Origin of the sequence: Rhizobacter sp., from assembly GCF_031412495.1 — a bacterium.
Classification (GTDB): Bacteria; Pseudomonadota; Gammaproteobacteria; order Burkholderiales; family Burkholderiaceae_C; genus Schlegelella_A.
Window position 1 is genome coordinate 17,529 of record NZ_JANODC010000123.1, and the last position, 13,109, is coordinate 30,637.

Here is a 13,109-nt window from a genome sequence, read left to right on the forward strand (position 1 = left end):
GAGCGGTTCCGCAGATCCTGCGGACCGCTTCTCAGGTCAAGGCGAGTCGTGGGCCGGACAGGCCGCGCTCTCGCCCCGGCCGAGCCTCTGAAGCCCCTCGCCCAGCGCACCGGCTAGCCGCACCACGGCTCGGCGGTGCGCTGCGGCGAGCGCCGGCATCCCCGGGCCCGCCGTCTCGCTGAAGCGCCACTCGCACCGCGATCCCGGCCGCCGCGCGTCGTCGCTGGAGCTCAGCAGCCAAGCGCCTTCGATGCGCGCCTGGCGCCCCGGCACCGAATCGAACCGGCGCACGTCCAGCCGCACGCGCCATGACGACCCGGTGCCGGCAGCCGCCTCCACCATGGCGTAGCGCGCGCCGAGCTCCTCGAGCACCGCCTGACGCAGCTCGTCCTGCAAGGGCGCGGCCCACCGCTCCTGCTCCAGGAGCGCTAGGGAGTCGTCCGGCAGGCGCACCAGCCATTGCGGCTGATCCACCTGCGATGGAACGCGGATCGGCTCGAGAACGAGGGCCAGCGGCACGGCACCGGGTGCAGCGGTGGCCCGCGGCGTCGATGGCGCCGGCATGAGCGTGTGCAGCCGGGTCGCCGGGGTCGAGGCGCAGCCCGCCATCGCCGCGGCGAGCAGGAGCGAGTGCATGGGCAGCCGCGAGCGGTGCCGTGACCTTGTCGGTTGGATGCGCATGGCGGCCTCAGCGTTGCGGCACGGGTGGATCGGCGGGCTTGCCGCGCAGGAGCGACTCCGGGTGCCGCTGCAGGTACTCCGACAGAACGCGCAGCGCACGCGCCGTCCGTTGCAGCTCGAGCAGCGTCTGCTCCACGTTGCGCTGCACCGGCGCGTTCGGGTCGGTGACGTTGCGGTCGAGCCGCTCCAGCGAGCCCTGCGCCGCGGCCAGCGTCCGCTGTACATCGGCGAGCGCCTTCTGCGCCTCCGGCGTGAGCTGGCCGATGGCCTTGCTGGCCCCCGACAAGGTCGCACGCAGGTCCCGGCCGATCTCCTCGAACGGGATCTTGCTCACCTTCTGGACGATTTCGGCGATCTGCGGCTGGATTTCGCTGAGCGTGCCCGGCGCCGTCGGCATGGTGAGCATCCCGTTCCCGGCGGTCGCGACCGGACGCGTCGGGCCGGGAAGGAAGTCGAACGCGACATACATCTGGCCGGTGAGCAGGTTGCCGGTGCGCAGCTGCGCGCGCAGCCCGTTGCCGACGAGCTTCTGCAGCACCGCCGCGTCGCCGTCCGGGCCGGCGTCGCGCAACAGCGCCGTCCGCACCGCGCCCAGTCGCAGGGGGTAGATATCGGCCACGACCTCGATCGGGAAGCGCCGGCGCTGGCCGTCGTACTGCAGCTCGATCGAGCGGACCCGGCCGATCTCGATGCCGAGCAGGTCGACCGCCGCGCCTTCAGCCAGGCCGCGGATGGACTGGTCGAACACCATGCGCACCGGCACCGGCACGCCGTCGGGCGGCGCGAGCGCAGAGCGCTGGTCCTTGAACAGCGTGAAGGTGGTCTTGGCCGGAGCCGGCGTGGGCTTGACGACATCCGGCGGCAGGTCGAACGCGAGGCCCCCGGTCAGGATCGACGCGACGGTCTGCGTGTTGAGCGTGAGGCCGCTCGCGTTGACCGACAGGTCGATGCCGCTGGCGTTCCAGAACCGCGTCTCACGGGCGACGAGCTTCTGGTAGGGCGCCTCGACGAAGATGTTGACCGACAGATCGCCCCGGTCGGGGTCGAGCACGTAGCCGACGACGCGGCCGACGCGCGTGCGCCGGTGAAACACCGGCGAGCCCACCTCGAGCGAGCCGAGGTCGTCGGCGCGCAGCACGAAGTTGAGGCCCGGCTCGCCGCGCAGGACGAAGGGCGGCGCCTCGAGCCCGACGAAGCGGCTGCGCGGCTTGTCGGCAACGCCGCCGTCGACGCCGATGTACGCGCCCGAGAGCAGCGTCCCCAGGCCGCTGATGCCGGCAACGCCGATGCGCGGCCTGACGACCCAGAAGCTGGTGTCCTCGACCGCGAAGCTGCTCGCGGCACGGTCGAGCTGAACGCCGGCGATGATGCTCTTGCGGTCCTCGCGCAGCGTGACCGAGGTCACCTTGCCGATCACCACTTCCTTGTAGCGCACGTCGGTCTTGCCGGCCTCGATGCCCTCGGCGGTCGCGAACTCGATCTCGATGCGCGGCCCGACGAGAAGGAAGCTGCGCAGCAGCATCGACGCGGCGATGGCGACCGCGACCGCGGGCAGCAGCCACACCATCGAGACGCTCCAGCGGCGGGCGCGAACCACCCGTGGCTGGGCCACGTCGGGACCGAGGCCGTCCGTCGAGGAACCCGCCGTGGCGGCAGGCGACGCCGTCGCCGGCAGCTCGGGCGACGGCGGCCGGCGCGGCGGCTCCGGCGCCGCGTCAGGCGGTGCGTCGCTCATCGCCGGTAGGCTCGCGCCAGATCAGCTTGGGGTCGAAGGACCAGGTCGCGACCAGCGTCAGGAAGACGACGGCCGCGAAGGCGAGCAGCCCGGGCCCGGCGGCGACGTTGGCGAGCGGCCCGAAACGCACCGTCGCCGCGAGGACGGCGACGACGTAGACGTCGAGCATCGACCAGTGACCGACCGCCTCGATCAGGCGGTAGAGACGGGCCCGCTCGAGCCGGCGCCAGTCGGGGGCGTAGCGCACCGTCCATGCCAGCAGCCCGAGGACGCCGATCTTCAGCACCGGGACGGCGATGCTGGCGATGAAGACGATGATCGCGAGCATCCACGAGCCTTCGACCCAGAGCTGGTGGATGCCGCCGATGAGGGTGTGATCCTCGTGCAGCAGCGCGTTGTCCGTGACCATCACCGGCAGCGTGTTGGCGGGCACGTAGAGGATGGCCGAGGCGATGACGCAGGCCCACGTGCGCTGCACCGCGAACGGCTTCTCCGCATGCAGGGTGTGGCCGCAGCGCGAGCACTTCTGGACGGCGCTGTGTCCGTATCCGACGCCCGGGAGCACGTTGTGCGAGACCTGGCCGCAGCTGTCGCAGCCCAGCAGGGCCGGGGCCGGGGCGGCGACGGCGCGGGCGGTCATCGGACCGTCCACCACAGGTGCTTGATGCCTGCCGATTCGATCGCCGCCAGCAGCACCGTCAGGGCACCGAGCGCGTAGAGGCCGGTCCCCGGCGACGCGTCGGCCATGGCCGACAGGCGAACCAGCGAGAGAAGAACGCCGATCGTGAACACCCCGACCATGCTCCAGCGGGCCGCCTGGTGCAGGAGGCGGACGCAGCCGGCGAAGCCGGGCGGCTTGTGCCCGAGGGCCAGCGGCGCGAGGACGTACAGGCGCAGCGCGATGAGCGCGCCCGGAGCCAGGATGGCCGTCAGCGCGGCAGCGATCGCGATCGGCGGGTAGCCGGCGCTCCACGCGCCGCTGACCGTCTCCAGCAGCGTCGCCGACTCCGTCCCGCCGCGAAAGCTCAGCGTCAGCAGCGGCGTGCTCACCGCGACGAGGAAGGCGGCCGCGGCGGCTGTCGTCAGCGCCAGCACGGCGCTCGTGCCGAGACGATGGCCTCGGCCGAGGATGGCGTCGCAGCGCTCGCAGCGGGCGATCTGCCCGGCACCGAGCAGCTGCCAGCGGTGAGCCTTGCCGCAATGCCCGCAGACCACCAGGGAGTCTTCGACGCGACCCATTCGCCACCATCCGGACAGAGAAAGGCGCGCCACGGCGCGCGAGCGGGCAAACGGCCCGCGGCGATTATGGCGGCGGCCTCTCTGCCGCCGTGCAGGGCCCGCGAGGCGGCCGCTCAGCGCGGGGCGCGAGCCAGCAGCTGCTTCCCGAAAGCCGGTGCAGCCTCCTTCACCCGGCTTGGCGGCGCGGCCACGACCCGCGGCCTCGTGACGGCGTCGAGCTCGGCGCGCCGGCTGGCGGCCCGGTCCACCGCCGCACTGACCACGGAATAGAAGACGACGAGAAGGACGAGCGCGCCGAGCGCCGACCCGAGCACGAGCCCGCGTTGCCATGCCACCGCCCGCTGTGCGTTCACCGCGGATCCCGGCGCTGCGGGCTCGAGTAGGCGTGTTGGCGGGCCGGCTGGCGAACCTGGCGCGGGGGCGTGATCGCCGCCGTCGGCGAGGCGTTGAAGAACCAGCGAAGAAATTGAACGATGCGATCCGAAACCGAAGACATTCGAAGCTCCCTGCCGATGCATGAACTTAGCGCCTCGCTCGATCGCATGCAGCCGGGCGAGTGCGCCCGAGCACGTCGGACGCAACCTACATCGCGCCAAGTGCGCGGACGCGGGGCGATTTCCTACAGGGGGCGTCTGCGCAGTCGGACGGTGCCGGGTCAAGGCGCGTGCGACCCTCGGCCGGCACGGCAAGACGACGGGAGGTGCAGGCCATGCTCATCAGGATCGGGTTCGACATCGAGCTCTCGGTGGCGACCCCCATGGCGCTCATCTACCTGCTGCGAGTCCATCCGTCGCGCCGCGACGACCTCCTCGCGCCCGAGACCCTTCTCCTGAGCGGTGGCCTGCAGGCCGAGGAGTACATCGACAGCTTCGGCAATCACTGCGGCCGGGTCAACGTGCCGCGCGGCGCCGGCACCATCCGCATCACCAACGACGCGGTCATCCGCGATTCCGGCTCGCTCGACGAGCTGAACCCGGCCGCACGCCAGCACGATCCGACGGAGCTGCCCTTCTCCACGCTGCAGTTCCTGCTGCCGAGCCGCTACTGCGAGGTCGACAGCGAGCTGCTCCCCTTCGCCTGGAACACCTTCGGCCACACGCCGCCCGGCTGGGAGCGGGTGCAGGCGATCGTCGACTTCGTGCACCGGCACCTGCGCTTCAACTACAAGACGGCGCGGCCGACGCGGACGGCGCTCGACGCCTACCGCGAGCGCGAAGGCGTCTGCCGGGACTTCACGCACCTGGCGATCACCCTGTGCCGCTGCATGAACATCCCGGCCCGCTACACGACCGGCTACCTGGGCGACATCGGCGTCCCGCCGGTGCCCGACCCGATGGATTTCAGCGCCTGGTTCGAAGTCTTCCTCGGCGACCGCTGGTACACCTTCGATGCGCGGCACAACAAGCGCCGCATCGGCCGCATCGTCATGGCGCGCGGCCGTGACGCCGGCGACGTCCCGATCACCATGTGCTTCGGGCCGAACACCCTGCTCCGCTTCGACGTGGTGACCGCCGAGGTCGCCGAGACGCCGATCACTGCCACGGTCTGACCGCGGCGACCCACCACCCTCAGGAGATCGACATGACCACGACACCCAGCCAGGACGAAGTCCAGGGCGAAGGCGACTACAACGCCGCCCGCCGCTACGACAAGGCAGCACGCGAGTTCGCCGAGTCCGGCAAGGTCGAGCCGGCGGCGCAGGACGCCGCGCCGACGAGCGCCCAGGAAGCCGAGGAGTTGAAGCAGGCCGAGGAGGCCGGCAAGTCGCACTCGAAGGGCGAGGACCTCGTCAGCAACAAGCGCAAGGCCGGCGACGTCTGACCTGCGCCAGGCGCCTGCCGCGCCGGCGCCTCTCCGGGTCGCTGCCGTGCCCGCGGCCGGGACGCTGGCGCCTTGCGGCACGGGCGCCGACTTCGGGTTCCGCACCGCCGGCGGGATGACGCCGCTGGTGCGAACGAGGTCGGCACACTCGGCACCGGCCTTCTTCGCGTCCTCGTTCGAGCCGGTGTCGATGAACGGGATGATCGCGGCCAGCGGGTTGAGGAGCGAGAGCAGCGCAGCTGCGCCGGCCTTGCCGGCGAGCTTGCCCATCTCGACCGACACCTTCGGCGCGCCGAGGGTGCCCTTCACGTGCAGCGGCGTGCGCAAGGTCAGCGGGCTGAAGTCCTTCGGCGAGACCACGGCGCGGAGGTCCAGGCTTTCGTCGCGGAAGGAGACCGTGCCGTCGATCCAGATCGCCGAGTCGCGGGTGTTGATGATGAACACCTTCGGCCGCGCCACGCCCTTGACGATGTCCAGGTCGGCGACGTTGCACTGGATCGGCAGGGCGGCGTCGCCCTTGACCACCAGCCCGAGCGCCTGGGCGATGTCGATGCCCATCGCCTCGACGACCAGGTGCGAGATGGCGGCGTTGCGCATGTGCAGGCGCAGGTCGCCTTCCAGGCTACCCAGGATCTCGGCCGTGGATCGACCGGAGCCCTTCACCTTCATGAGGGCATCGAGCTTGCCGGACAGGTAGGGCGGCGCATCGCCCGAGCGCTTCAGGCGCAGGAACCGGGCCAGGTCGACGCCGGCGAGGCGAAGGTCGGCGGTCCACAGCGCCTGGTTCCTCCGCCCGTCGAGCTGCAGGTAGCCGAGCAGGCTGCCCTGCGCGGTGCGCCCCTCGAAGTTGGCGATCGTGAGCACGCCCCCGGCCAGCATCAGGTGCGCGCGCGCCGGGCGGAGCGGCTCGATGATCTCGGTGCCCGGGTCGAACATGCCGATGTCGACCAGGACGTTGGCGTCCATGGCGCGAAGCGACGGCAGGTCGAAGCGCCGGTCCGGGATGACGCGCCCCGGGCGCGTGCCCTTCTGATCCGCCGGGGCGGGGCCGCCGCCGACCGCCGGCCCGAGATCGGCCAGGACCAGGCGGGCGCCACCCAGGCGTCCGGCGAGCAGGGGCACCTTGCTCCGGCTGTCGTACGTGAACGCGCCGTTCAGCTGGCTGGAACCGATCCTGGCGTCGTCGAAGACGGCCTTCCAGAGCCCGGCGTCCTTGATGAGCTGGCCGCGGGTCGCGAACGGCGGCGTCGCCGGCAAGGTGATCCCCAGCGGCTCGCCCGCAGCAGCGAGCGAGCGGCCGGCGAGCTTGAACCGCCCCTTCAGCGCCGCCAGGCGCAGCGGGTCGGTCGTGCTGCCCTCGAAGTGGAGGTCGGCCCCGCCGATGCTCGCGTAGAGGGCCAGCGGCTGGGTCCGCCCCTCGGCGCCTTCTCCGACGAAGGCGAGCACGCCGGTGGTGCGCAGGTCGACGAGAACCGGCAGGCGCTTGTACTGCCCCCTCGCCTTCAGGCGCAGGCCGCTTTCGCCGGGCGCCAGCGCCACGCTCTCGGCCGGTGCCGACGCGTTCGTCGCGGCGCGGCCGGCGCGCACGACGAAGCCCGGGCGCTCGCCGCCGCCGGGAACGCTCGCGGCCTGCGCCGCACTCGCCGGCGAAGAGGCTCCCGCAGCCGAGGCGCCGGGCGCCGCGACGGCGCCGCCGCTGCCATCACTGAGGGCGAAGCGGGCGTCGATCCGCGCCGGCAGGATGGCATCGGCGAAAGCGACGTGGCCGTCTCCGACGCGCAGCACGCCGAAGGTCGGCAGCGCGCCGGGCTGCTCGGCCTGGTCGGTCCTGTTGCGGAATTGCCAGGACGCGCGCCCGTCGGCCTGTCGCTCGAGGATGCTGTCGAGCTCGGCAGCTTCGAGCGACCGGATGTGCAGCGGCTCGCCGCGCCAGGCGCGCCAGAGGTCCAGGTAGCCGAGCTTGAGCTGCGCACGGCGGGCCAGGAAGGTGTGCGGCGCCTGGCTCCAGTCCGGCGCGCCCACCTCGATGACGGCGGCGCGCACGCGCACGCTGCCGAGCAGGCCGATGCGAACGCCGGAGTCGACGGCCGGGTCGGCGCCGAGTACGACGCGGCGGTCGAGGGTCTTGGCCAGCTGCCGCTGGGCCGGGCCGACCAGGAACGGCCAACCGATCGCTTCGCAGATGCCGACGCCGAGCACGAGCGGGACCAGCAGCGACAGCAAGACGAGCGGCCAGCGCACGCCGGCTCGCCAGGCAGCGAGCGGGTTCTTCATGGCCCGATTGTCCGGGGGCGAAACTGGGCGACCTATCGGTGGGCGACGGCGCGACCTGTGGGTCCGCTCCTACAACCGCTTCTGGCGCGCTTGCGGGTTGAGCAGCGTCGGCATGGCCCGACCCGACCCGTCGGCGTCGAAGGCGGCGATGAGGTTGTCGACCGCGAGGTCGGCCATCCGCCGGCGCGTCGGCAGGCTGGCGCTGGCGATGTGCGGCGTGAGGACGACGTTGCTCAGCGCCAACAGGTCGGGATGCACTTCCGGCTCGCCTTCGAAGACGTCGAGCCCGGCCGCGGCCAGACGCCCTTCGCGCAGCGCCGCCGCCAGCGCCACGTCGTCGACGATGCCGCCGCGCGCGATGTTGACCAGCGTCGCGGTCGGCTTCATCAGGGCCAGGTCGGCGGCGCCGACGGTGTGGTGCGACTGCGGCGTGTACGGGACGACGATGACGAGGTGGTCGACCTCGCGCAGCAGCGTCTCCTTGTCGACGTAGCGGGCGCCGATCTCGGCCTCGATGCCGGCGTCGAGGCGGGAGCGGTTGTGGTACAGCACCGGCATGTCGAAGCCGCGCGCGCCGCGCCGCGCCACCGCCTGGCCGATGCGGCCCATGCCGAGGACCCCGAGCGTCGCCCGGTGCAGGTCGGCGCCGACGAACATGTCGATCGACCACTTCGTCCACTCGCCGCGGCGCAGGAAATGCTCGCTCTCGGTGATGCGTCGCGCCGCGGCCATCAGCAGGGCGAAGCCGAAGTCGGCGGTCGTCTCGGTGAGCACGTCGGGCGCGTTCGAGAAGAGTACGCCGTGCTCGGTGCACGCCGCGACATCGACGTTGTTGTAGCCCACCGACATGCTGCACACGGCGCGCAGGCCGGGGCAGCGCTCGAGCACCGTCCGGTCGACCGGGTTGGTGCTGGTGATGAAGGCGCCGGCCTTGCCTTGCAGGCGCGCGATCTGCTCGTCGCGCGTCCACTCCGCGTCGGCCTGGTTCGCGTCGACGTCGAAGTACTGGCCGAGGCGCTCGAGGACCTCGGGAAAGACGCGGCGGCAGACGAGGACGGCAGGCTTCACGAGGACTTCTCCTGGTCGATGAAGGTGGCGAAGCGCTCGACCGGCTCGCGCTCGGTCTCGAGCGTGTTCTCGACCGCGCCCGGGTCGGCGTGGCCGAGCGACATGCCGCAGACCAGCTGCTCGTTCGCCGGGGCGCCGATCACCTCCATGATGATGCGGTGGAACTGGATGAAGGCGGCCTGCGGGCAGGTGTCGAGGCCGAGGCCGCGCGCGGCGACCATCACGCTCTGCAGGAACATGCCGAAGTCGAGCCAGCTGCCCTGGCGCATGCTGCGGTCGATGGTGAACATGAGGCCGACCGGGGCGCCGAAGAACTCGTAGTTGCGCCGGTGCTGCGCGTGCATGCGCTCCTTGTCGGTCTTGGCTATGCCGAGCAGACCGTAGAGGTCCCAGCCGACCTTGCGCCGGCGCTCGATGAACGGCGAGTTCCATTGCGTCGGGTAGTAGGCGTACTCCTCGGTGTGCCGCTCGCGCTCGGCGGGATCGTCGTAGGCGGCAACGAGGCGCTCCGAGAGCGAGCGCAGGGCGGCACCGGTCAGGACGTAGACCTTCCACGGCTGGGTGTTGGTGCCCGAGGGCGCCCTGGCCGCGACGGAGAGGATCTCCTCGATCTGCGGCCGCGGCACCGGCGTCGGCAGAAATGCGCGCACCGAACGGCGCGAGGTGATGGCGGCCTCGACGGCGCGGGCGGCGGCAGGTTCGGGGTTCATTGCAGTTCCTTGACGACGGCGAGCAGGCCGGCCGGCAGCGGCACCGGCCGCCGCGATGCGCGGTCGACCCAGACGTGGATGAAGTGGCCGCGGGCCGCGGTGCGCTCGGCGCCCGCAGCGAACACGCCCACCTCGTAGCGGACGCTCGAGGCGCCGAGCCGGGCCACCGCCACGCCGGCCTCGAGCGGCTGCGGGAAGGCGAGCGGCTCGAAGTAGTTGCATTGCGTCTCGACGACCAGGCCGATGCCCTCGCTGCGCTCGAGGTCGAGCGCGCCGGCGCCGATGAGCACGCCGTTGACGGCGCTGTCGAACAGGCTGTAGTAGACGACGTTGTTCAGGTGCCCGTAGGCGTCGTTGTCCATCCAGCGCGTCGTCATCGGCACAAAGCGGCGGTAGGCCGAGCGCGGCCAGGGGGCGGGCCGGGCGACGGAGGCGGGCTCAGCAGTCATGGGCGCGGATTGTCTCTGTTCTAGGCCGGCGCATCTAAAGTGGTGCACTGCACCATTCCAGGCTTGCAATCCTCGGGTTTACCTCTACAATTCGTTCTTGTTGCACTGCAGCATCCCGTGGTTGGTTCCCCAGCCACAAACCCTTTCAGGAGACCCCACATGATGACCGTCGAACAACTGATGACTTCCCACAAGGCCAACGTCGAGACCCTCTTCGGTCTCACCAGCAAGGCCTTCGAAGGCATGGAAAAGTTGATCGAGCTGAACGTCCAGGTGGCCCGCGCCGCCATGGTCGAAGCCGCCGAGACGACGCAAGCCGCCCTGTCCGTCAAGGACGGCCAGGAACTGCTCGCCCTGCAGGCCAGCCTGCTCCAGCCCGCCGCCGAGAAGGCAGCTGCCTACAGCCGCCACCTCTACGAGATCGCCGCCACCACCGGTGCCGAAGTGACCAAGGTCGCCGAGTCCACCGGCGCCGAGGCCCAGGCCAAGTTCATGGCTGTCGTCGACAACGCGGTCAAGAACGCGCCGGCCGGCACCGAGAACGCCGTCGCCCTGGTGAAGTCCGCGGTTGCCGCCGCGAACAACGCCTTCGAAAGCATGCAGAAGGCCGTCAAGCAAGCCGCCGACGTGGCCGATGCGAACTTCCAGGCCGTGTCCTCGACGGCCGTGCGCGCGACGCAAGCCGCGAGCAAGGGCAAGCGCGTCGCCGCCTGAGCGACCGACCCCTGCCTCGACGGCGCTGCCCCGCGGCGCCGTCGAGGAACTGACAAGCCCGGATTCGTCCGGGCTTTTTTCTGCCCGGCGCTCGTTCAGTGCGTCCTCGCAGCCAGGCGCCCGCGCAGCTCGGCGAGCTGGGCCAGGGCGGCGTCGCGACCGGCGCGGATCGACTGGCGCCGGGTCGAGAAGTCGGCACCGGAAACGCCGGCCAGCGCCGGCTGGACGACGATGTCGGCCGCGCGCAGCTCGTGGTTCTTCAGGCCTCGGCCCATGATGGCGAAGGTCTGCATCAGCATGCGCGCGGCATCGCCGGTGGAATTGCCTTCGGGAACAGCCGAGATGTCGACCGCGATGACGAACTCCGCGCCCATGGCGCGCGCGTGGTGCACCGGGATCGGCGCCGACAGGCCGCCGTCGACGTATTCGCGCTTGCCGATCTTCACCGGCTGGAACACCGCCGGCACGGCGCTCGAGGCACGCACTGCCGTGCCAGTGTCGCCGCTGCGGAACAGCACCCCTTCGCCGCTGTCGAGGTCGGTGGCGGCAATGCCGAGCGGAACGCGCATCTGCTCGATGTCGAGGCGGCCGGTCTTGTCGCGGATGAACCGGGCCAGCGCCTCGCCGCGGATGAGGCCGCGCCCGGGATACGACCAGTCAGCAAAGGCCGTCTCGTCCATCGCGTCGGCGATGCCGGCGAGCTCGCGGCCGCTGCGGCCCGACGCGTAGAGCGCCGCGACGACGCTGCCGGCCGAGGTGCCGACGACGAGGTCGGGCAGCAGCCCGTTTTCCTCGAGCGCCTGGATCACGCCGATGTGCGCGAAGCCGCGTGCCGCGCCGCCGCCGAGGGCCAGCCCGATGCGCGGCCGTCGCGGGGGTGGAGGTGGGGGCGGTGCGGGCAGGGCTACGGCCGCCGGTGCTGCCGCTGCCGCGGGCGCCGGCTTGCTGGCGCAGGCGCCGAGCGTCAGCACACCGCCGGCAACACCGAATGCTGCGACGAGCGCGCGCACGGCATCGCGCCGCCGGTCGTCGACGAGCTCCCGCCCGGACTCCCGAGCCTTATGCGTCACCGGCATATGCGAGTGACGATTCGATGGTTCGCAGCAACGACAGCCCTCCCTAGACTCGCCGGTCCGCCAATGTACAGATACACCGACTTCGACCGCACGTTCGTGCACCAGCGCGCCGCGCAGTTCCGCGACCAGTTGCAGCGCCATCTCGCCGGCGAGCTGGCCGACGAGGACTTCCGCGCCCTGCGCCTGCAGAACGGCTGGTACCTCCAGCGCCATGCGCCGATGCTGCGCATCGCCGTGCCCTACGGCGAGCTGAGCTCGCGGCAGCTGCGCGCGCTCGCCCGCATCGCCCGCGAGTACGACGGCCGCGCCGACGGCCCCTACCCGGGCCAGGGCGGCTTCGGCCACTTCACGACGCGGCAGAACTGCCAGTTCAACTGGATCGCCCTGCCCGACGCCGCCGACGTGATGGAGCTACTGGCGAGCGTCGACATGCACGGCATCCAGACCAGCGGCAACTGCATCCGCAACATCACCAGCGACGCCTTCGCCGGCGTCGCCGCCGACGAGATCGTCGATCCGCGCCCGTACTGCGAGATCCTGCGCCAGTGGAGCACGCTGCATCCGGAGTTCGCCTTCCTGCCGCGCAAGTTCAAGATCGCCGTCAGCGGCGCCGAGGAAGACCGCGCCGCCATCGGCTGGCACGACATCGGCCTGCAGCTGAAGAAGAACGACGCCGGCGAGGTCGGCTTCGAGGTCCGCGTCGGCGGCGGCATGGGCCGCACGCCGATCATCGCCACCGTCGTGCGCGACTTCCTGCCCTGGCAGGACATCCTGGTCTTCATCGAGGCCGTCGTCCGCGTCTACAACCGCTACGGCCGGCGCGACAACATCTACAAGGCGCGAATCAAGATCCTGGTCAAGGCCGAGGGGCAGAAGTTCGTCGACGCCGTCAACGCCGAGTACCGCGCCATCCTCGAGCGCGACCTCGACGGCTCCGAGCACCGCATCACGGAGGCCGAGCTGGCCCGGGTCGCGGCCCACTTCGAGCTGCCGGAAGGCGTCGCCCCGCTCGAGAACGCCGTTGCCGAGCCGCCGTGCTCGCGCCCGGCCGCCTACACGCGCTGGCTCGACCGCAACGTCCACCCGCACCGGCTCGCCGGCTACCGCGCCGTCACGCTGTCGCTGAAGCGCGCCGGCCAGGCGCCTGGCGACGCGTCGGCCGAGCAGATGGACCTGGCCGCCGACCTGGCCGATCGCTTCAGCGCCGGCGAGGCCCGCGTATCGCACGACCAGAACCTGGTCCTGCCCTGGGTCCGCGCCGCCGAGCTGCCGGCCCTCTGGCAGGCGGCGCGGCTAGCCGGCTTCGGGCCGCCGCACGTCGGCAACCTGACCCTCATGATCC

General features: G+C 71.5%; 12 protein-coding genes and 1 pseudogene. 3 read left to right on the forward strand and 10 right to left on the reverse strand.

Going from position 1 to position 13,109, the window contains the following annotated elements; all coding sequences use genetic code 11:
* Positions 1-36: 36 nt before the first annotated feature.
* The 5 genes from AC30N0_RS04490 to AC30N0_RS04510 all read right to left on the reverse strand — a co-directional run bounded on the left by AC30N0_RS04490 (position 37) and on the right by AC30N0_RS04510 (position 4,008).
* Positions 37-681 carry a PqiC family protein gene (locus AC30N0_RS04490; protein WP_489516733.1) on the reverse strand — a complete coding sequence of 215 codons (645 nt, stop codon included), beginning with the start codon at positions 679-681 and terminating at the stop codon, positions 37-39.
* 7 nt (positions 682-688) lie between these two features.
* Positions 689-2,416, reverse strand: coding sequence for a PqiB family protein (locus AC30N0_RS04495; protein ID WP_489516734.1), 1,728 nt, complete (start codon positions 2,414-2,416; stop codon positions 689-691).
* Positions 2,397-3,056: a paraquat-inducible protein A gene (locus AC30N0_RS04500; protein WP_489516735.1), complete on the reverse strand. Its 660-nt coding sequence runs from the start codon at positions 3,054-3,056 to the stop codon at positions 2,397-2,399. Before AC30N0_RS04500 ends, AC30N0_RS04495 begins: the two co-directional genes overlap by 20 nt.
* Positions 3,053-3,655 carry a paraquat-inducible protein A gene (locus AC30N0_RS04505; protein ID WP_489516736.1) on the reverse strand — a complete coding sequence of 201 codons (603 nt, stop codon included), beginning with the start codon at positions 3,653-3,655 and terminating at the stop codon, positions 3,053-3,055. The genes AC30N0_RS04500 and AC30N0_RS04505 overlap by 4 nt, the downstream gene beginning before the upstream one ends.
* Positions 3,656-3,768: 113 nt before the next feature.
* Positions 3,769-4,008 carry a hypothetical protein gene (locus AC30N0_RS04510; RefSeq protein WP_489516737.1) on the reverse strand — a complete coding sequence of 80 codons (240 nt, stop codon included), beginning with the start codon at positions 4,006-4,008 and terminating at the stop codon, positions 3,769-3,771.
* Between the two features lie 356 nt (positions 4,009-4,364).
* On the opposite strand from AC30N0_RS04510, the gene AC30N0_RS04515 reads away from it, so the two are divergent.
* Positions 4,365-5,204, forward strand: coding sequence for a transglutaminase-like domain-containing protein (locus AC30N0_RS04515; RefSeq protein ID WP_489516738.1), 840 nt, complete (start codon positions 4,365-4,367; stop codon positions 5,202-5,204).
* A 728-nt stretch (positions 5,205-5,932) separates the two neighbouring features.
* Here the strand turns inward: AC30N0_RS04515 and AC30N0_RS04520 are convergent.
* The 4 genes and pseudogenes from AC30N0_RS04520 to AC30N0_RS04535 form a co-directional block, all read right to left on the reverse strand.
* Positions 5,933-7,750 (reverse strand): annotated as a pseudogene (locus AC30N0_RS04520) (AsmA family protein); the annotation flags it as partial.
* 69 nt (positions 7,751-7,819) lie between these two features.
* Positions 7,820-8,818: a 2-hydroxyacid dehydrogenase gene (locus AC30N0_RS04525; protein WP_489516739.1), complete on the reverse strand. Its 999-nt coding sequence runs from the start codon at positions 8,816-8,818 to the stop codon at positions 7,820-7,822.
* On the reverse strand, positions 8,815-9,528 hold the full coding sequence (locus AC30N0_RS04530; protein ID WP_489516740.1) for a nitroreductase: 714 nt from the start codon (positions 9,526-9,528) through the stop codon (positions 8,815-8,817). Before AC30N0_RS04530 ends, AC30N0_RS04525 begins: the two co-directional genes overlap by 4 nt.
* A complete protein-coding gene (locus tag AC30N0_RS04535; RefSeq protein WP_489516741.1) occupies positions 9,525-9,977 on the reverse strand; it encodes an acyl-CoA thioesterase in 453 nt (150 codons plus the stop codon). Before AC30N0_RS04535 ends, AC30N0_RS04530 begins: the two co-directional genes overlap by 4 nt.
* 159 nt (positions 9,978-10,136) lie before the next feature.
* Between AC30N0_RS04535 and phaP the strand changes: the two genes are divergently transcribed.
* Positions 10,137-10,691: a TIGR01841 family phasin gene (gene phaP / locus AC30N0_RS04540; protein WP_489516742.1), complete on the forward strand. Its 555-nt coding sequence runs from the start codon at positions 10,137-10,139 to the stop codon at positions 10,689-10,691.
* 95 nt (positions 10,692-10,786) lie between these two features.
* Here phaP and AC30N0_RS04545 read toward each other — a convergent pair whose 3' ends face one another.
* Entirely contained in the window at positions 10,787-11,662 is an 876-nt protein-coding gene (locus tag AC30N0_RS04545) for a patatin-like phospholipase family protein (RefSeq protein ID WP_489516744.1), read from the reverse strand.
* A 168-nt stretch (positions 11,663-11,830) separates the two neighbouring features.
* Between AC30N0_RS04545 and AC30N0_RS04550 the strand changes: the two genes are divergently transcribed.
* Positions 11,831-13,109 (forward strand): nitrite/sulfite reductase (locus AC30N0_RS04550; protein ID WP_489516743.1); only part of this gene is annotated, 1,279 nt, incomplete at its 3' end.

Bases quoted from the DNA above. Each gene is read 5' to 3' on its own strand.
- AC30N0_RS04490 (WP_489516733.1), bottom strand. From the start codon at position 681: ATGCGCATCCAACCGACAAGGTCACGGCACCGCTCGCGGCTGCCCATG.
- AC30N0_RS04495 (WP_489516734.1), bottom strand. From the start codon at position 2,416: ATGAGCGACGCACCGCCTGACGCGGCGCCGGAGCCGCCGCGCCGGCCG.
- AC30N0_RS04500 (WP_489516735.1), bottom strand. From the start codon at position 3,056: ATGACCGCCCGCGCCGTCGCCGCCCCGGCCCCGGCCCTGCTGGGCTGC.
- AC30N0_RS04505 (WP_489516736.1), bottom strand. From the start codon at position 3,655: ATGGGTCGCGTCGAAGACTCCCTGGTGGTCTGCGGGCATTGCGGCAAG.
- AC30N0_RS04515 (WP_489516738.1), top strand. From the start codon at position 4,365: ATGCTCATCAGGATCGGGTTCGACATCGAGCTCTCGGTGGCGACCCCC.
- AC30N0_RS04530 (WP_489516740.1), bottom strand. From the start codon at position 9,528: ATGAACCCCGAACCTGCCGCCGCCCGCGCCGTCGAGGCCGCCATCACC.
- AC30N0_RS04535 (WP_489516741.1), bottom strand. From the start codon at position 9,977: ATGACTGCTGAGCCCGCCTCCGTCGCCCGGCCCGCCCCCTGGCCGCGC.
- phaP (WP_489516742.1), top strand. From the start codon at position 10,137: ATGATGACCGTCGAACAACTGATGACTTCCCACAAGGCCAACGTCGAG.